General features: G+C 63.1%; 19 protein-coding genes. 6 read left to right on the top strand and 13 right to left on the bottom strand.

Annotation, left to right across the window (positions count from 1 at the left end):
* Positions 1 to 117: 117 nt before the first annotated feature.
* Positions 118 to 2325 (bottom strand): phosphoribosylformylglycinamidine synthase subunit PurL, encoded by a 2208-nt coding sequence (gene purL / locus LMTR3_RS26355; RefSeq protein WP_065747919.1) that lies wholly within the window; start codon positions 2323 to 2325, stop codon positions 118 to 120.
* 163 nt (positions 2326 to 2488) lie between these two features.
* Between purL and LMTR3_RS26350 the strand changes: the two genes are divergently transcribed.
* The 3 genes from LMTR3_RS26350 to LMTR3_RS37985 all read left to right on the top strand — a co-directional run bounded on the left by LMTR3_RS26350 (position 2489) and on the right by LMTR3_RS37985 (position 4420).
* Entirely contained in the window at positions 2489 to 2977 is a 489-nt protein-coding gene (locus LMTR3_RS26350) for a PaaI family thioesterase (RefSeq protein WP_065747918.1), read from the top strand.
* Positions 2967 to 3908, top strand: coding sequence for a DMT family transporter (locus LMTR3_RS26345; protein ID WP_084029820.1), 942 nt, complete (start codon positions 2967 to 2969; stop codon positions 3906 to 3908). The genes LMTR3_RS26350 and LMTR3_RS26345 overlap by 11 nt, the downstream gene beginning before the upstream one ends.
* Before the next feature lie 203 nt (positions 3909 to 4111).
* Positions 4112 to 4420, top strand: coding sequence for a hypothetical protein (locus LMTR3_RS37985; RefSeq protein WP_141686817.1), 309 nt, complete (start codon positions 4112 to 4114; stop codon positions 4418 to 4420).
* Between the two features lie 47 nt (positions 4421 to 4467).
* Here the strand turns inward: LMTR3_RS37985 and LMTR3_RS26335 are convergent, their stop codons facing one another.
* Genes LMTR3_RS26335 through purC form a run of 4 tightly spaced genes read right to left on the bottom strand, consistent with a single transcriptional unit; the run spans position 4468 to position 7169 of the window.
* Positions 4468 to 5421 carry a tripartite tricarboxylate transporter substrate-binding protein gene (locus tag LMTR3_RS26335; RefSeq protein WP_245320003.1) on the bottom strand — a complete coding sequence of 318 codons (954 nt, stop codon included), beginning with the start codon at positions 5419 to 5421 and terminating at the stop codon, positions 4468 to 4470.
* 8 nt (positions 5422 to 5429) lie between these two features.
* Positions 5430 to 6131, bottom strand: a complete 702-nt coding sequence (gene purQ / locus LMTR3_RS26330) for a phosphoribosylformylglycinamidine synthase subunit PurQ (protein ID WP_065747915.1) — start codon at positions 6129 to 6131, stop codon at positions 5430 to 5432.
* Between the two features lie 10 nt (positions 6132 to 6141).
* Complete coding sequence (gene purS / locus LMTR3_RS26325; RefSeq protein WP_028349990.1) at positions 6142 to 6381, bottom strand: phosphoribosylformylglycinamidine synthase subunit PurS; 240 nt, start codon at positions 6379 to 6381, stop codon at positions 6142 to 6144.
* Positions 6382 to 6401: 20 nt separating this feature from the next.
* Positions 6402 to 7169 (bottom strand): phosphoribosylaminoimidazolesuccinocarboxamide synthase, encoded by a 768-nt coding sequence (gene purC, locus LMTR3_RS26320; RefSeq protein WP_008974302.1) that lies wholly within the window; start codon positions 7167 to 7169, stop codon positions 6402 to 6404.
* 318 nt (positions 7170 to 7487) lie between these two features.
* Between purC and LMTR3_RS26315 the strand changes: the two genes are divergently transcribed.
* Positions 7488 to 7811, top strand: coding sequence for a DUF1476 domain-containing protein (locus LMTR3_RS26315; protein ID WP_057901808.1), 324 nt, complete (start codon positions 7488 to 7490; stop codon positions 7809 to 7811).
* 117 nt (positions 7812 to 7928) lie between these two features.
* Here LMTR3_RS26315 and LMTR3_RS26310 read toward each other — a convergent pair whose 3' ends face one another.
* Positions 7929 to 8846, bottom strand: coding sequence for a LysR family transcriptional regulator (locus LMTR3_RS26310; RefSeq protein WP_065747914.1), 918 nt, complete (start codon positions 8844 to 8846; stop codon positions 7929 to 7931).
* Positions 8847 to 8965: 119 nt separating this feature from the next.
* Here LMTR3_RS26310 and LMTR3_RS26305 point away from each other — a divergent pair, with 119 nt between their 5' ends.
* A complete protein-coding gene (locus LMTR3_RS26305; protein WP_065747913.1) occupies positions 8966 to 9778 on the top strand; it encodes an isocitrate lyase/PEP mutase family protein in 813 nt (270 codons plus the stop codon).
* A 139-nt stretch (positions 9779 to 9917) separates the two neighbouring features.
* On the opposite strand, the gene cynS is transcribed toward LMTR3_RS26305, so the two are convergent.
* The 4 genes from cynS to LMTR3_RS26285 form a co-directional block, all read right to left on the bottom strand.
* Positions 9918 to 10406 carry a cyanase gene (gene cynS, locus LMTR3_RS26300; protein WP_065747912.1) on the bottom strand — a complete coding sequence of 163 codons (489 nt, stop codon included), beginning with the start codon at positions 10404 to 10406 and terminating at the stop codon, positions 9918 to 9920.
* A gap of 30 nt (positions 10407 to 10436) precedes the next feature.
* A complete protein-coding gene (locus LMTR3_RS26295; protein ID WP_065748231.1) occupies positions 10437 to 11366 on the bottom strand; it encodes an ABC transporter ATP-binding protein in 930 nt (309 codons plus the stop codon).
* A gap of 5 nt (positions 11367 to 11371) precedes the next feature.
* A complete protein-coding gene (ntrB, locus tag LMTR3_RS26290) occupies positions 11372 to 12211 on the bottom strand; it encodes a nitrate ABC transporter permease (RefSeq protein ID WP_065747911.1) in 840 nt (279 codons plus the stop codon).
* 193 nt (positions 12212 to 12404) lie between these two features.
* Positions 12405 to 13787 carry a CmpA/NrtA family ABC transporter substrate-binding protein gene (locus LMTR3_RS26285; protein WP_065747910.1) on the bottom strand — a complete coding sequence of 461 codons (1383 nt, stop codon included), beginning with the start codon at positions 13785 to 13787 and terminating at the stop codon, positions 12405 to 12407.
* Positions 13788 to 13955: 168 nt separating this feature from the next.
* Between LMTR3_RS26285 and LMTR3_RS26280 the strand changes: the two genes are divergently transcribed.
* Positions 13956 to 15878 carry a sigma 54-interacting transcriptional regulator gene (locus LMTR3_RS26280; RefSeq protein WP_065747909.1) on the top strand — a complete coding sequence of 641 codons (1923 nt, stop codon included), beginning with the start codon at positions 13956 to 13958 and terminating at the stop codon, positions 15876 to 15878.
* 132 nt (positions 15879 to 16010) lie between these two features.
* On the opposite strand, the gene LMTR3_RS26275 is transcribed toward LMTR3_RS26280, so the two are convergent.
* The 3 genes from LMTR3_RS26275 to LMTR3_RS26265 all read right to left on the bottom strand — a co-directional run bounded on the left by LMTR3_RS26275 (position 16011) and on the right by LMTR3_RS26265 (position 18112).
* Positions 16011 to 16265: a hypothetical protein gene (locus tag LMTR3_RS26275; protein ID WP_065748230.1), complete on the bottom strand. Its 255-nt coding sequence runs from the start codon at positions 16263 to 16265 to the stop codon at positions 16011 to 16013.
* A 191-nt stretch (positions 16266 to 16456) separates the two neighbouring features.
* Positions 16457 to 17071, bottom strand: a complete 615-nt coding sequence (locus tag LMTR3_RS26270; RefSeq protein ID WP_065748229.1) for a hypothetical protein — start codon at positions 17069 to 17071, stop codon at positions 16457 to 16459.
* A 162-nt stretch (positions 17072 to 17233) separates the two neighbouring features.
* Positions 17234 to 18112 carry a sulfurtransferase gene (locus LMTR3_RS26265; protein ID WP_065747908.1) on the bottom strand — a complete coding sequence of 293 codons (879 nt, stop codon included), beginning with the start codon at positions 18110 to 18112 and terminating at the stop codon, positions 17234 to 17236.
* Positions 18113 to 18152: the final 40 nt, after the last annotated feature.

Raw genomic sequence — 18152 nt, 5'->3', positions numbered from 1 at the left:
GCAATCCACACCTCTACACGGGGAAAGATGGATTGCTTCGTCGCGGAGCCTGTCATCGGGCGCGCATTCGCGCGACCCGTTGGCTCCTCGCAATGACGGGGAGATAGCGCGCCTAGTCTACGCCGCCTTGCCGCTCATATAGGCCGGCAGCCAGTGCTCGAACGCCGTTTTCAGCGCATCCACCGCGACCGGCGCTTCACCGGCAACGGCGATCGCATCGCCGCCCGTGGTGCCGATCCGCGCGCATGGCACGCCCGCGCCCATCATCTTCGCCAGCACCAGGCCGGCGTCGGCCGCGGACACCGTTACGATGTAGCGCGCCTGATCCTCGCCGAACCAGTAAGCGTGCGGCACGATCGCGTTCGGCGCCGCCAATAGCTGCGCGCCGATGCCACTGGCAATCGCCATCTCGGCCAAGGCGATCAGCAGGCCACCGTCGGAGACGTCATGCACCGCGGTCGCGGTGCCGGCATGGATCATGCCGCGCACCACGTCGCCATTGCGCTTTTCGGCCGCCAGATCGACTGGCGGCGGCCCGCCTTCTTCGCGGCCGCAGATGTCGCGCAGGTAGACGGTCTGTCCGAGCCAGCCTTGCGTGTCGCCGATCAGGAGGATCGCATCGCCGGCCGCCTTGAAAGCCAGCGTCGCCGATTTGGTGAAATCGTCGAGCAGACCGACGCCGCCGATCGAGGGCGTCGGCAGGATGCCGCGGCCGTTGGTTTCGTTGTAGAGCGAGACGTTGCCCGACACGACCGGGAAATCGAGCGTGCGGCAGGCTTCGGAAATGCCCTTCAGGCAGCCGACGAACTGGCCCATGATCTCGGGCCGTTCCGGATTGCCGAAATTGAGATTGTCGGTGATCGCGAGCGGCCGGCCGCCGACCGCGGTGATGTTGCGCCAGGCTTCGGCGACGGCCTGCTTGCCGCCTTCGAACGGATCGGCCTCGCAATAGCGCGGCGTGACGTCGACGGTGAGCGCGAGCCCCTTCGGCCCGTCCTCGACGCGCACCACGGCGGCATCGCCGCCCGGACGCTGCACGGTATTGCCCAGAATGACGTGGTCGTATTGCTCCCAGACCCAGCGCTTCGAGCACAGCTCCGGCGTGCCGATCAGCTTCTCCAGCGCCGCGGAAATGCCGATCGGCGCCGTCACCTCGCGCGCCTGCACCATCGACAAGGCTGCGGATGGGACGTGCGGGCGGTCATACACCGGCGCCTCGTCGCCCAATTCCTTGATCGGCAGATCGGCCATGACGTCGCCGCCATGCTTCACCACGAAGCGCTTGGTCGGCGTGGTGTAGCCGACCACGGCGAAATCGAGCCCCCACTTCTTGAAGATCGCCTCGGCCTCTTTTTCCTTCTCGGGCTTGAGCACCATGAGCATGCGCTCCTGGCTTTCCGAGAGCATCATCTCGTAGGCGCTCATGCCGGTCTCGCGGGTCGGCACCGCGTTGAGATCGAGTTCGACGCCGAGGTCGCCCTTGGCGCCCATCTCGACCGCCGAGCATGTCAGGCCTGCCGCGCCCATGTCCTGGATCGCGATCACGCAACCCTTTTCCATGATCTCGAGGCAGGCTTCCAGCAAGAGCTTCTCGGCAAAGGGATCGCCGACCTGCACCGTCGGCCGCTTCTCGGCGGAGTCATCGTCGAATTCGGCCGACGCCATGGAGGCGCCGTGAATGCCGTCGCGGCCGGTCTTGGAGCCGAGATAGACGATCGGCATGTTCACGCCGGAGGCTGCCGCATAGAAAATCTTGTCCGTCTCGGCGAGACCGACCGCCATCGCGTTGACCAGGATGTTGCCGTCGTAGCGGGTGTGGAAGCGCACTTGGCCACCGACCGTCGGCACGCCGAAGGAATTGCCGTAGCCGCCGACACCGGCCACCACGCCCGACACCAGATGGCGTGTCTTCGGATGCTCCGGCGCGCCGAAAGACAGCGCATTGAGGCAGGCAATGGGCCGCGCACCCATCGTGAACACATCGCGCAGAATGCCGCCGACGCCGGTGGTCGCGCCTTGATACGGCTCGATGTAGCTCGGGTGGTTGTGGCTCTCCATCTTGAAGACAACCGCCTGCCCGTCCCCGATGTCGATCACGCCGGCGTTCTCGCCCGGGCCCTGGATCACCCAGGGCGCCTTGGTCGGCAAGCCGCGCAGATGGATACGCGAGGATTTGTACGAGCAGTGCTCGTTCCACATCGCCGAGAAAATCCCGAGCTCGGTGAACGTCGGCACCCGCCCGATCAGCTTGAGGATGCGCTCATACTCGTCGGGCTTCAGACCGTGGCTGGCGACGAGTTCGGGGGTGATCTGGGGCTCGTTCATGGGTGCCTTAATAGGAAGATCGAAGGGGTGCGAAAAGGCCTTTTATGGCGCATTTCCGCCCTGTCCAGAGCTTTGCGCGGGCGCGCTTTTGCGGGATCGGCGTTTGCACATCGTTCCCGGATCGGATTTAAGGGTTGAAACATCGAATTGAAGGTCATTTTTAGTGAACGAACTCCCCCAAAATGCATTTCACCGCCGCCCCGATCTGCATGTCGAAACCGAGGGCGAATTTGCCGGCTGGCGGACCTGGACCCGCGACAGTTTCGAGACCCATAACGGCCCTTTCTGGCACCGCATGGACGAAAACGGGAAGGTCCGCTGCGCGTTCCGGGTCGAGAAGAAGCACCTCAACGGCATGCGCAACGTCCATGGCGGCTGCTTCATGTCGTTCGCTGATTATTGCCTGTTTGCAATCGCCTCCTCCGTGCTTGAAGGGCCCGGCGTGACGGTATCGTTTGCCTGCGAATTTCTCGATGCCGCGCACGAGGGCGAACTGGTCGAATGCGAGGGCGAAATCACCCGCGCCGGCGGCTCGCTGATCTTCCTGCGCGGCGTGCTGAAATCCGGCGAACGGCCGCTGTTCACCTTCTCCGGCACCATCAAGCGGGTGAAGTGGAAGAAGCCGACTGGCGCCGCCGCCGTTGCCATCTGACGCGCCACAGGCACGTCGCGGCTGGCGCGACTATGCATTGCTGCTCGCGCTGGCGTGCTGCTGGAGCTCGACCTATCCGCTGACCAAGATCGGTCTCGGCTCGATCCCGCCGGTCACTTTCATCTCGGTGCGCTCGCTGATCGCGGCGGGCTTCCTGCTGGTGATCCTGCGCGCCCGCGGCTTGCGGCTGCCGACGGACGGCAAGGCCTGGAAGCTGTTTGCGTTCCAGCAGACCATCAACTCGACGATTCCTTTCCTGATGATCACCTGGGCGCAGCAATATGTGGCGGCGGCGCCGACCGTGGTGCTGGCCTCGACCACGCCGATCTTCGCTTTCCTCATCACCTGGGCCGTCACGCGGCACGAGCCGGCGACGCTGCTGAAGCTGATCGGCGCCATCCTGGGCCTGGCCGGTACGGCCGTGACCATCGGCCTCGACACGCTCGGCGGGCTCTCCAGCAACCTCTTTGCCGAAATGGTCATCCTCATCGCCACCATCTCGTTCGCCTGCGCCACGATCTTCGGGCTCAAGCTGACCGACTACGACCCGATGGTGGTGGCGGCGGGCTCGCTGTTGTTCGGCGGCACCGTGCTGCTGCCGTTCGCGCTGATCGTCGATCATCCCTGGACCTTGCGGCCGACGACTGAAGCGCTGATTGCCACCGCCGCGATGGGAATATTCTCCAGCGCCTTCGGACTGATGCTGTTCTACATGTGCCTGACGCGGCTCGGCACGCTGACCACCAATGCGCAAGGCTATTTGCGAATTCCGATCGGCGTCGGCCTGTCGGTTCTGCTGCTCGGCGAACCCGTGCCGCCGAATCTGGCGCTCGGCCTGGTGTTGGTGATGGCCGGCGTCGCCGCGATGACCATCCCGCGCGGCCATTATCGCAAGTGGATCGAGCGCCTGCGCGGGAAGCCGAAAGGCTGATGAAGACCGTCGGCGGATTCAAGCCGACAATTGCTTTTCGGCGATCGAAAGCCACTCCGCCTGGTCTCGCGCAAATATTTCGACGCGCGTCACATTTCGCCTGCCGGGAACGGTGGTGGAACAGCAATCAACCGTGATTGACACGCCGGAACGCATGCGAGCGCATCGTGTTGCGCCGTTACGCAGCAAGAAAAGGAGCAATCATGAAACTCGCAACAATCGGGTTGGCCATGACGCTGGCATTCACGAACACCTTCGCCCTGGCGCAAGCCGGCGGCAGCGGCGCGGGCGGAAGTGGCGCGGCAGGTGGTGCGGCAGGATCCTCCACCAGCGGAACGACCGCCGGCAGTGGAACGGGCGGTAATTCCACCACCGGCATAAGCAACGATGCCGGCAGTGCAGCAGCCGGCCGGAACAGTCCAGTGAACCCGTCAGGGAACACCCACATCAACCCCTCGCCGAGCGGCTCGACGCTGTCGCCGACGGGTCCGGGTTCGACCACCGGCCGATAATAAAAAGCCCCGCTCGGCGGGGCTTTTTTATCACATGATCGCCGGTGCTACTTCTTCTCTTCCAGCAGCTTCCTGTATTTCTCGACGTCGCGCGTCACCAACCGGCCGAGCACTTCGCTCGCATGCTCGTTGGCGTCGGGCGCAACGGTGGAGAGATCGTGAAAACGCTTCTTCACCACCTCGCTCTCGACGGCGGTCCTGGCGGCGGCGTTCAGCTTCGCGATGATCGCAGGCGGCGTACCTTTTGGCGCGAACAGGCCGTTCCAACCCTGCGCCTCGAATTCGGGAAGGCCGGCCTCGGAGGACGTCGGCAGGCCGGGCAAGGTTGCAAGCCGCACCGTTGAGCCGACGACGAGGCCTTTCACCAGCTTGTCATCGATCGCCTGCGATACCGATGCGGCCGCGTCGCAGACGCCGTCGATCTGGCCGCCGATCGCGTCCGTCAGCGCCGGCGCCGCGCCGCGATAGCCGACCAGCGTCACATCGATGCCGGCCGCCTGCACAAAGCTCTTGCAGATCAGGAAATTCGACGAGCCGACGCCGGCATGGCCAAGATTGACCTTGCCGGGATTTTGCTTCGCATAGGCGATGAAATCCTGCAGATTCTTGGCGGGGAAATCCTTGCGCAACGCGACGATACCGAACGTCTTTGCAACGACCGCGATCGGCACGAAGGATTCCGGCGTGAACGACAGTTTCGGATAGATCGTATAGGTCGCGGCGCTGGTGCCGGCATTGCCGATTGCGATAGTATAGCCGTCTGCTTCCGCCCGCGCGGCACGCGTCAGCGCGGTCGAGCCGCCGGCGCCCGCGACATTCTCGATCACGATCGGCTGCCCGAGCGACTTGGTCATCTCCTCGGCAACCACACGCGCGATCACGTCGGAGGTGCCGCCGGCCGCGAACGGCACGATCATGGTGATGGGGCGCTTGGGATAATCCTGCGCGTGGGCTGCCGCGGCGCATAGCAGCGCCACAACGACAATCGTCAGGCGCGACACCAGGAACCTCACGCGGCCTTTTGCAGATGCGCTGCAAGCCCTGCGAACAAGCCTCGGCCGTCGGTGCAGCCCATGATGTCTTCGACATGGTTTTCCGGGTGCGGCATCATGCCGAGCACGTTGCCGCGCTCATTGACGATGCCGGCGATCGACTGCGCGGCGCCGTTGATGTTGGACTCCTCGTCGACGATGCCCTCGGCCGAGCAATAGCGGTAGAGCACGCGCCCCTCGCCTTCCAGCCGCTTCACCGTCTCCTCATCGGCCTCATAGTTGCCCTCGCCATGCGCGACCGGCACGCGAATGACCTGGCCGGCATTGTAGCCGCGCGTGAAGGGCGAATCCGAGCGCTCGACCCGCAGATGCACGTCCCTGCAGACGAATTTGAGCCGCGCATTTCGCATCAAGACGCCGGGCAGCAAGCCCGCTTCGCATAGGATCTGAAAACCGTTGCAGACGCCAAGCACGAGCCCACCACCGGCCGCATATTTGCGCACCGCATCCATGACAGGTGCGCGCGCGGCGATGGCGCCGCAACGAAGATAGTCGCCATAGGAAAACCCGCCGGGTACCACCACGAGATCAGTTCCCTTCGGCAGCTCGGTCTCGGCGTGCCATACCATCGCCGCCTCCTGGCCGGAGACGAGTTTCAGCGCCCGCGCCATGTCGCGCTCGCGGTTGATTCCGGGAAAGACGAGAACGGCTGATTTCATGAATGCACGCCTAGAGCAATTCGACCCGGTAGTTCTCGATCACCGTATTCGCCAACAGCTTGTCGGCGGCATCCTTCAATGCCGCCTCGGCCTTGGCCTTGTCCGAGCCTGATAGTTCGATGTCGAACACCTTGCCTTGGCGGACGCTGGCGACGCCATCGACGCCGAGCGATTTCAGCGCGCCTTCGATGGCCTTGCCCTGCGGATCGAGGATGCCGGACTTCAACGTAACGGTAACGCGTGCCTTCACGAGATTTGCCCCAGTTCTTCTCAGCTCTTCACCAGCACCGGACCCGAACCGGCCGGGCGCTCGTTCTCCATCAGAATGCCCAGACGTTTCGCCACCTCGGTATAGGCTTCCAGCAAGCCGCCGAGATCACGGCGGAAACGATCCTTGTCGAGCTTCTCGTTCGACTTGATATCCCACAGCCGGCATGAGTCGGGCGAGATTTCGTCGGCGACGATGATCCGCATCATCTCGTTCTCGAACAGCCGGCCGCATTCCATCTTGAAGTCGACCAGGCGGATGCCGATGCCGAGGAACAGCCCAGTGAGGAAGTCGTTGACGCGGATGGCGAGCGCCATGATGTCGTCGATTTCCTGCGGCGTCGCCCAGCCGAACGCGGTGATGTGCTCTTCCGACACCATGGGGTCGTTGAGCTGGTCGTTTTTGTAATAAAATTCGATGATCGAGCGCGGCAGTTGGGTGCCCTCCTCGATGCCGAGGCGCTGCGACAGCGAGCCGGCCGCGACGTTCCGCACCACCACCTCCAGCGGCACGATCTCGACCTCGCGAATCAACTGCTCGCGCATGTTGAGGCGGCGGATGAAATGGGTCGGCACCCCGATGTCGTTGAGGTGCTGAAACAGGTACTCCGAAATCCGGTTGTTGAGGACGCCCTTGCCCTCGATCACCTGGTGTTTCTTGGCATTGAACGCGGTCGCATCATCCTTGAAGTGCTGGATCAGGGTTCCCGGCTCCGGACCTTCATACAGGACCTTGGCCTTGCCTTCATAAATACGGCGTCGACGGCTCATTGGGATGTACCGTGTTTTGTTGAAATCCATGAAATTGGTGTGCTCCGGATGACAAGGGTTTGCGACCACGACGGAGCTGCCGTGAAGGCTAGGTCCTGAACTTGAGCGACCGGAAACAGAACAAGAACCTCGCCTGATGGCAACCTATCCGATTGGCCCACCCAGCACAATCGACCCGTCCCGATTGGGCCCAACTTATCCCGATTGCCTGCGGCTTAACGGACCGTTGTTTTACCGATTCGCCCCCTCTATCTAGGTAGTCCATCGGGCCGCGACAACGCGGCCTTGTTTACCGTTTACGGGGATTGGAACCGAAGAATGACCACTTTCGACAAGCGCGAGGAAGGTTTTGAGAAGAAATTCGCCCTCGACGAGGAGCAGAAGTTCAAGGCGGAGGTGCGCCGCAACAAGCTGCTCGGTCTTTGGGCAGCGGAAAAGCTCGGCCTGTCGGGCGATGCCGCCACCGCCTATTCCAAGGAGGTGGTCGCGGCCGATTTCGAGCAAGCCGGCGACAAGGACGTCCAGGACAAGGTGGTGAAGGATCTTACCGCCAAGGGCGTCGCCGTCACCGCGCAGGAAGTTCGCGTCAAGATGGACGAACTGATTGCGGTTGCCGCCGCCCAGGTGAAGGCGGGCTCGTAGGAGCCTCCCCAGCCGTCATTCCGGGGCGCGCGAAGCACGAACTATGGTGCGCAATTGCGCACCTGAGAATCTCGAGATTCCGGGTCTGGTCCTTCGGACCATCCCGGAATGACGGCGCTAACGTCCGAGGGCCTTAGTTTCTCGATATTCCTTCCGAACGATCTCCATCAATCGCCGCGCCGCCGCGCTCAGGAAGCCGCCGCGGCGCGTTACTGTGACGACGTCATGGCTTGCCTTGAGATCGCGCACGGCGATCGTCGAAATCGTCTTGTGTCGCAGTTCCTCTGCAGCGTTGCTCTCCGATAACAGCGCAATGCCGAGGCCGGCTTCGACCAGGCGCTTCTGCGCGGTCAGGCTGTCGACTGGCGTCCAGTCGATTTCGCCTAGGCCGTGGGTCTGGAACAGCGCAAAGACATGCGCGGCCGTGATCTCGCGCCGTCCCGGTACGACAGGAAATGCGATCCAGCGCTCGCCGCGCAGATCGGCGAGTTTTGCGATCCGGCGGCCGGCGCGCGGATGATCCAGCGCGCATACGACCTGCAGCCGCTCGGAGAACAGCAATTCGCAGTCGAGATCGCGCGAGCGATCGCGATCATAACGCAGGCCGATGGTCACTTCGCCGCGGCGGACCATGTCGCTGACCTCCGCGCTGGTCGCGGTACGCAGGCTCAATTCGACCTCGGGATGCTCGGCCGCGAAGCGCCTGAGAACCGCCGACAGCCGCCCGCCGGCAAGCGTGCCGACGACGGCGAGCGCGACCGGTCCTAAATCCGGCCGCGCCAGCGCGCGCACCGCATTCTCCGCATCCTGGGCCGCAGCCACCGCGCGCTCGGCATGAGGCACCAGCACTTTTCCGGCGTCACTCAACGTCGTGCGCCCCGCGATCCGTTCGAACAGCGGCACGCCGAGTTCCTGCTCCAAGAGCGCAATGCGCCGCGAGATCGCCGGCTGCGAGCGGTGCAGCGCTTTTGCGGCATTCGAAATGCCGCCGCGGCGATGAACGGTCAGGAAGGTGAGAAGCGCATCGCTGTCCATGTTTCACCCATGCAGAAAGCTGATGAAGCGTAGAGAAATAACAAATTTGGCTAATGGCAGATAGCCCGCTAGTTTCGTCGCCAACCAGACTCGACCAGCAAACGAAGCGGAGATTGCCGATGCGAAGTCAGACGGAAAAAGCCGAGGCGTTTCGCGCGCTGCATGCGCGGCCCGGCGCGTTCATCATCCCCAATCCATGGGACGCCGGCACCGCAAAGCTGCTCGCAGCGATGGGCTTTGAAGCGCTCGCGACCACGAGCCTGGGGCTTGCCAATACGCTCGGCAGCGCAACCGTGAGCTTAGACGCCATCCTCGAGAACTGCCGGGCGATCGCGGAAGCCACCGACCTTCCCGTCAACGCCGACCTGGAGAACGGCGGCGCCAACGACCCGAAAGCGGCGGCGAAGGCGATCGCGCGCGCGGCCGAAGCCGGCGCCGTCGGCGGCTCGATCGAGGATTTTTCCGGTGTTCCGGAGAAGCCGATCTACGACTTTTCGCTCGCGGTCGAGCGCGTGCAGGCGGCGGTCGAGGCGGCGCGCGCACTGCCTTTCCCGTTCACGCTGACCGCGCGGGCGGAGAATTTCCTGCACGGCCGTAAGGATCTCGACGACACCATCAAGCGTCTGCAGGCGTTCGAGGCCGTTGGCGCCGACGTCCTGTACTCCCCCGGCCTCTACGACATCGAGACGATCCGCACGGTAGTGTCGTTGGTCGGCAAGCCGTTCAATCTGGTGATGGGATTTGCCGATCCGACGCTGACGCTTCCACAACTCGCCGAGGCGGGCGTCAAGCGCATCAGCGTCGGCGGCGCGATGGAACGCTATGCGCTGGCGGCGTTCTTGAAATGCGCTCGCGAGATGAAGGAGCGTGGCGCGTTTACGTTTGTGCGAGAGATGGCGCCGATCGCGGAGGTGCGGGCGGCGTTTGGGTGACACGTGTGTCTCCGTCATTCCGGGATGGTCCGAAGGACCAGACCCGGAATCTCGAGATTCCCCGATGCGCAATTGCGCATCTGAGATCGCCGCTTCGCGTCGTCCGGAATGACGTTACCGTCGCGACGCGACGCTAACGTCACTCCTCCTTAAATCCATACTCCGGCACATTCCCGCTCGCGCCGTAATACTTGTACGGCAGGAATTTGCCGGACATCGTGATCTTGACCCGGTCGCCCTTGGGATTGGCGACGCGGTCGATCGCCATGTCGAAATCGATCGCCGACATGATGCCGTCGCCGAATTCCTCTTCGATCAGCGCCTTCCACGCCGGGCCGTTGACCATCACCATTTCGTAGAAGCGGTAGATCAAGGGGTCGGTCGGCGGCATCGGCGTGCCGGTGCCGCGCATCGGCACCTCGTTGAGCATCGCAGTTTCCGCTTTCGACAGCCCGAACAACTCGCCGGCATTGGCGGCTTGCGGCTTCGTCAGTTTCATCTGGCCCATGATCGCGCCGACGATCAGCACTTCCGAATAGCCGCCGATCTTTTCGCAGATGTGTTTCCAGCTCCAGCCCTTCTCGCGCTTGATGTCGAGCAGCTTTTCGGTGAGGTCTTCGCGCTTCATGCTTCGTCTCCTTGACAACCGTCACGTATTTTATGAGCAAGACGTGGATGGCCGGGCCAGGCTCGGCCATGACGCCTCAATCGAATCCTCCGCCTCCGCAGCCAGCACCAGTTCCGGCTTGCCCGGCCGCACGACCGGCACGTTGCGCGGATCATGATCGGTCACGGTGGCGGCAAACGTCTTGCTGCGGCTGACCAGGAAATCGACGATGTGATTGCGCACCGCGTAATAGAGCGGATGGCGGTGCAGATCGATGCGGCCGCGATCCTTCGGCAGCGGATTTTCCACGATCTCCGCCAGAACGGCGCCGGGGCCGTTGGTCATCAGAAAAATCTTGTCGGCGAGATAGATCGCCTCGTCGACATCATGGGTAATCATGAACGCGGTCTGCCCGGTCTCGAGGCAAATGCGCCGCACCTCGTCCTGCAACGTTCCGCGCGTCAGCGCATCCAGCGCCGAGAACGGCTCGTCCATCAGCATGATCTTCGGCGTGATCGAGAGCGCCCGCGCAATGCCGACGCGCTGCTTCATGCCGCCCGACAGTTCCGACGGCCGCTTGTGCTCGGAGCCGGTCAGCCCGACCAGATCGATGAACTTCTGCGCATGCGCCTTCACCTTGGCGCGGTCCCAGTTGCGCCACTTCGAGGTCACGGCATAGGCGACGTTGCCGAGCACCGTGCGCCATGGCAGCAGCGCATGGCTCTGGAAGATCACGGCACGATCGAGGCTCGTGCCTTCAATGGCCTGCCCGTCGACGATGACGGCTCCCTCGCTCGGCTGGTCGAGCCCCGCCAGGATGTTCAACACCGTGGTCTTGCCGCAGCCGGAATGGCCGATCACGCAGCCGAATTCGCCGCGCTTCATCGACAGCCAGAGATCCTCGAAAATCGTGGTCTCTTTGCCATCCGCGCCGGGATAGCGCCGCGCGATACCCTCGATGGAAATGAATTTGTCGGTCATCGCCATCACTCCGGGAATGTGACCATGCGCGTGAACCGCGCCAGGATCTGGTCGAGCAGCATGCCGACGATGCCGATCATGAGGATGGCGATGATGACGTTGGTGATCGAAAGGTTGTTCCACTCGTTCCAGACGAAGTAGCCAATGCCGGTGCCGCCCACCAGCATCTCGGCCGCGACGATCACGAGCCAGGCGATGCCGATCGAAATCCGCATGCCGGTCAGGATGGTCGGCGCCGCTGCCGGCAGGATCACGGTGAAGGCACGCCTGACGGTGCCGACTTCCAGCGTGCGCGCGACGTTGATCCATTCCTTGCGTACCGCGGCGACGCCGAACGCGGTGTTCAAGAGCATCGGCCACACCGAGCAGATGAAAATGACGAAGATCGCCGAGATCGAGGAATCCTTGATGGTGTAGAGCGCGAGCGGCATCCAGGCCAGCGGCGAGATCGGCTTCAGCACCTGGATGAACGGATCCAGCGCCTTGCTGATCAGTGGCGACATCCCGATCAGGAAACCGAGCGGGATCGCGACAATGACGGCGAGAAAATAACCGAGGCCGACGCGCGCGATGGAATAGCCGAGCTGGATGCCTAGCCCCTTGTCGTTCGGCCCGTTATCGTAGAACGGTTGCCTGAGGTGCTCCCACAATTTGGCGCCGACATCGAGCGGCCCCGGCATCGCCGATTTGCCCTGGGTGGCCGTCAGCCCCATCAGCTTGGCGTATTCCGGCGACATGTTGCCGACGGCACCCGTCGAACGGGTGGCGAGATGCCAGATGCCGAGAAACGCCGCGAACAGCACGATCGAGACGACGGCGGCACGGAAACGAAGGGAGAAAGTCATTGAGGACAGTCCCTCAGCATGTCGTCCCGGCGAACGCCGGGACCCATACTCCGCGGCGTTAGTAATGAAGCAGGGTCTCTAACATCGCGCCCAAAAGAAGCTGCATGGCGCCGCGACGAGCGCAATTTGCGCTCGCGCTGGGGTCCCGGCGTTCGCCGGGACGACAGCGGCAAATGTGGTTGCGCCCCTGCCATCACGACGCCTTCCTGATCTTGAAGCTGGCGAGATAATCCTCGGGCTTGGCCGGATCGAACGTCTTGCCCATCACCGAAAAACTCTTGGTGGTGGCGGCGGGCGGCGTCAGTCCTGCTTGCTTCATCAGCTTGGCGGCGTCGGTGGCGAGATAGACCTGCGCGGCGATGCCGGCATAGTCGATGTCGCCCTTGATCTGCCCCCAGCGCTTCATCTGGGTCATGATCCACACCGCAAACGACTGCCACGGGAACGGATCGAAATCGACGCGGTTCGGCTGCTGGACGATGTTGCCGAGACCATCGGCGAAGGTGCCGGTCAAAATCTGCTCCAGCACGATCGGCGGCTGGTTGAGATAGTTCGCCGGTGCGATCGCCGCCGCGATCTCCTTGCGGTTCTCCGCCTTGTGCGCGTACGCGGTGGCTTCAATGATCGATTTGAGCAGCGCGCCATAGGTATTCGGCATCGTGGTGACGAATTCCTTCGACGCGGCGAAGGCGCAGCATGGATGGCCTTCCCAGATGTCCTTGGTGAGAATGTGGATGAAGCCTGCGCCGTCAAACACCGCGCGCTGGTTCATCGGGTCGGGCCCGAGAAAGCCGTCGATGTTGTCGGCCCGCAGATTGGCGACCATTTCCGGCGGCGGCACCGCGCGAATCTGCACGTCGGTATCGGGATCGATGCCGTGCTCGGCGAGGTAATAGCGCAGCAGGTAATTGTGCATCGAATAGTCGAAGGGTACGGCGAACTTGAAGCCCTTCCAGTCCTTCGGATTGCGTTTGTCCTTGTGCTTGATCGACAGCGTGATCGCCTGGCCGTTGATGTTTTCCACGGCCGGCATGGTGTAGGGAATTGGATTGGAGCCGGCGCCCATGGTGATGGCGAGCGGCATCGGCGACAGCATGTGGGCGGCGTCGTATTCCTTGTTGATGGTCTTGTCGCGAATGACGGCCCAGCCGGCGGTCTTGATCACTTCGACGTTCAGGCCGTTCTTGGCGTAGAACCCCATCGGCGCGGCCATGATGATCGGCGTGGCGCAGGTGATCGGGATGAAGCCGACCTTGAGGTCCTTCTTTTCCAGCGGCCCGCCTTGCGCGAACGCTTCGGTAGCCGTCTTGAGCGGGAAGAATTGCGATAGTGCCGCCGCTGCGGTTGCCGCGCCTACCGACTTCAAAAACGCGCGTCGCGCGACGTCCTGCGGAAACATCGCGCGCATTACGGTGGAGGCGACCACCCCTTCGTAGCGTTTCTGCTCGCTCTCGATGGCGGATTGCGCCTGAAGTTGCGCGGCCTGGTGCTCGGCCTCGCTGACATGCTGGCCGCAACTGCAGCCACCGGCACGAAGACGATGGTTGGGATCGAATGGATTGTCGAAGGTAGACATCAGCCCTCCTGCGCGACGTTTGCCCCCTTATTAAGCAAGGCACATGCCAGCCCCGTTCTGCGGCGATAGCTCTGAGATCACTGAGATTCTGCTGACGTTGGCGGCTACGAAAATTCGTGATACACGAAATGTCGTAGTTGAATTACGAGATTTCGGAGTACCGACCGGATGGATCTGGCCCTCGGCTCAACCGCCCCGCCGCAGGACATCGAACTGCGCACCGCCGCGTTCGAGTTCGCGATCGAGCCCGCGTTACTGCTCGATCCCCATGCCGACCAGATCCTCGACGCCAATCCGGCGGCCTGCACCCTGCTCGGCTATGACCGCGCCTTGCTGCGCCAGACCAAGGCCAGCGCGCTGCATGCCGGGCAATTGCCCGTTCTGATCGTGTTCACGCAGGCCGTGCTCGACAAGGGCGCGTACTGGACCAACGCGCTCACCCCGCGCCACGCGACGGGGCAAAGCCTGCGCCTGGAATATGCCGGCTCACTCGTGCCGGGCGAAGGCCGCTCGCTGGTGCTGCTCACCATGAGCGATCTCGACGCACGGCGCCGACGCTATGTCGACGCGGCGGCCGAAGACCACATGCGCGGCGGGATCGCGACCTGGCAGCGGGTCGAACGGGTGTTCCAGGATATCGAGCGGGAAAACCAGTTGATCCTGCGCGCTGCCGGCGAAGGCATTTACGGCGTCAACGCCGAGGGCAAGACCACCTTCGTCAATCCGGCCGCCGAGCGGATGCTGGGCTGGGCGGCGGAAGAACTGGTGGGGAAGGAAATTCACCCGATCGTTCATCACACCCATCATGACGGGCGGCACTATCCCGATCATGACTGCCCGATTTACGCGGCATTTCGCGACGGTGCCGTGCACCAGGTCGAGGGCGAGGTGTTCTGGCGCAAGGATGGCACGCCGGTCTGGGTCGAATATACCTCGACGCCGATCCGCGACCGCGGCGTGGTGGTCGGCGCCGTCATCGTATTCCGCGACGTCAGCCAGCGCCGCGAGGCTGACGAGAAGCTGCACGCGGCGCTTGCCGAAGTCGACCGCCTGCGCGAGCGACTGGAGCTGGAAAACGCGTACCTCCAGGAAGAAATCCGCATCGAGACCAATCCGCGCGGCATCATCGGCCAGAGCGAGGCGATCCAGAAGACGCTGCGCCAGGTCAAGCTGGTGGCGCCGACCACCGCCGCCGTCATGATCACCGGCGAGTCCGGCACCGGCAAGGAACTGATCGCGCGCGCCATTCACGAAGCGAGCAGCCGCCGCGATCGGCCGCTGATCCGCGTCAACTGCGCGGCGATCCCGCGAGAACTCTTTGAAAGCGAATTCTTCGGCCATATCAGAGGCGCCTTCACCGGCGCGATGCGCGATCGCATCGGGCGCTTCGAGCTTGCCGATGGCGGCACGCTGTTTCTCGACGAGGTCGGCGAAATCCCGCTGGAGCTGCAGGGCAAGCTGCTACGGGTGCTGCAAGAGGGCAATTTCGAGCGCGTCGGCGAAGAGCGCACCCGCGCGGTCGACGTGCGCGTGATCGCCGCCACCAACCGCGACCTCAAGCAGGAAGTGCAACGCGGCCGGTTTCGCGAGGACCTCTATTTCCGCCTCAACGTCTTTCCGGTCGAGTCGGTGCCGTTACGCGAGCGGCGCGAGGACATTCCGCTCCTGGCGCAGCATTTTTTGACGCGCGAGAGCAAGGCGCTGAAATCCGACCTGCGCCTGTCGGAAGGCGATGCAAGGCGGCTCGCGCGTTACGACTGGCCCGGCAATGTCCGCGAACTGCAGAACGTGATCGAGCGCGCGGCGATCCTCGCCCAGAACGGCCGGCTGCGCATCGACCTGCCCGATTTACCGGGCACATCGCCCTCCTCCGGCGCAGCCCGCGAGAAAGCCGACGCTCGGCCGACCGTCATGACGGCAGCGGAAATGCGCGCGCATGAACGCGCCAACATTCTGGCCGCGCTTCAGGCTTGTTCCGGAAAAGTGTTCGGCCCCGGCGGCGCCGCCGAGATGCTCGACATCAAGCCGACCACGTTGGCCTCGCGCATCAAGGCGCTGGGGATTGCGAATGGACGCGGCTTGGCTGGCTAATCAGGCGCGCACTCATAAACGTCGGCTTCCCACGCCAATGCGGAGATCACCCGGCTTGCCGTGATCGGCGGCTTGTGTGACCCATCGCGGACATCGCTGGACGGCCCACTGCGAAACAGGTCTTGAGCATGCTCAGTCGCGAGTCATCGCGATTACCTTGAAGTCCTTGTCGAGCTTGATGTCGTACTGCCCGTCCTTGCATTTGGCGTCATCGACTTCAAAGTAGCCGCTGCCCTCGGTCTCCTTTTCCATCTTGCCGCCCATGCAGCCAAAGACTTCCAAGGCAGCCTTGATCTTCTCGGCCTCTGCCGGTGTCACTGGGGTGTCAGCAAGCGCGAAAGTGCTGCTTACAAGTGCAGTAGCGAACGCCACCAAGAAGGGCTTCATCTGTGCATTCTCCAATTCAGCAAAGGAAACCAGCTTAAGCCAAGTCTGTTCCAACCTAAAGGCGTCAGGAGGAAGCCCCGACCTTGAAGTACGGATGTCTGAATGTCGCCCCAAAGGCGACATGCATCAATGTCAGCTTCATGATCGCCTTCGAGCGTAAGGCGGACCTGACTTGATCACGAGTCCACGCCCTAGTAGCGGCGGCCGCCGACGGCGAACGACGAAGCGCCGGGCAGCGAGTTGAACTCGCTGTCGAGGCGGCCCGACTGCTGGACGTAGCCGACCCCGAGCGACAGGCTGAGATTGGACGTCGGCTGGAATTCGACGCCGGCATACGCGCTCGAAACGGGCAGCGTGCCGGACTTGGAATCGAACGGCGCGAACGGCCCGCCGATGCCGGTATTGTATTTCAACGTGTCGAAGCCGGCATAGAAGGTGACGGGCGGCCCGCCGCCGTTCTTGAGGCTGTAGCCGAACAGCGTGCCTTCGCTGTAGATCGATCCGAAGCCGCCGAACGCGCTCTGGCTGAAGCTGCTGAAACCCATGCTGCTGCGCTGGCTGCCGACAAAAAAGCCGTTGGAGAAATTGTAGCGCGCATAGGAGGAGCCGTTTCCGGTGTCGCGGAAGTCGAAGCTCGGGAAGTCGCCGTAAGCGTTCGGGCTCTCGCCCGCATCCCCGCTAAAACCCATCGGCCAGCCCGGAATCCAGTAGTTCACCGGCGAGGCCTGGGCGTGAGCGGCGCGCGCGCCAAGGCACAGCGTCGCCGCGACCAATACGAGACCGAATTTGCGTGAAAACATCGACATCCGCGACCACCCGACTGCGCCGCGATTATACGCAGCGGAGATCGGGAACGCCAGAGCGACGCGATGGCGCGGTTCCATCACGTGGCGATGTTGCGTCGATGTCGACGCAGCTTGATTGCAGTCCAACTCCGTGGAATCAGACTGCAACGCCGTATGCTTCCGTCACGCCGCCTTGGTGGTGAGCTTGGCCTCCATCGGCAAGCCCTCCTCGATCGGCAGCGACGGATCGCGCGACCATTCGTTCCAGGAGCCGAAATACATCCGGACATCCTTCACGCCGGCGTTCTTCAAGGCGAGGAAGGTGTTCGAGGCACGCGCGCCCTTGAAGCAATAGAGATACACCGGCGTATTCTGCGTGATGCCGACGGTGGCGCATTCCGCCAAAATCTCGTTCTTGGACTTGAAGCGCGGCCCTTCCGCGGTCGGCTTCATCATGCGGTACCATTCGAGCCAGACCGCGCCGGGAATGCGTCCCTTGCGCGGGCAGAAATCCTTCCCATACGGAGAAGAGCTTTCGCCGATCCACTCGTCGATGTCGCGCACATCGAGCAAGGCGACACCGGGCTTGCCGACGGCGGCGAGCATGGTCTTGGCATCGATCAGGATGTCGGCCGCTTCAGGCAGAACCGAGAACGACGCCTTCACCGGTGACGGCACGTCCTGGCTCACCGGCAAGCCGGCTGCCACCCAGGCATCGTAACCGCCATGCAGCACCTTGACCTTGGGATAGCCGAGCATGGTCAGCAGATAGTAGCCGCGGCAGGACTGGCCGAAACCGGAATTCATCGACTGCTCGTAGATGACCGCGGTCTCCTTGCCCGAAAGCCCGGCGGCGCCAAACGCATCGGCGAATTTCGTCTTGAGCTCGTGAATTCCTTCCGGCGTCGAGGTCGCGAGATAGGTGAAGATTTCATGGACGTTGACGGCGTTCGGGAGATGCCCCGCGCCGTAGCCTTCCGGATTGCGGGTGTCGATGACGACACACGGCTCTTGCTTGAGGAATTCCGCGAGTTCGCCGGCAGTAATCAGAACGTCCGTCATGGCAGGCCTCTCCTGTTTTGTGGTTGCTGGTTCGGGTCGA

The sequence above is a fragment of the Bradyrhizobium sp. LMTR 3 genome (assembly GCF_001693485.1).
Classification (GTDB): Bacteria; Pseudomonadota; Alphaproteobacteria; order Rhizobiales; family Xanthobacteraceae; genus Bradyrhizobium.
This window is presented reverse-complemented; position numbering and strand designations above follow the sequence as displayed.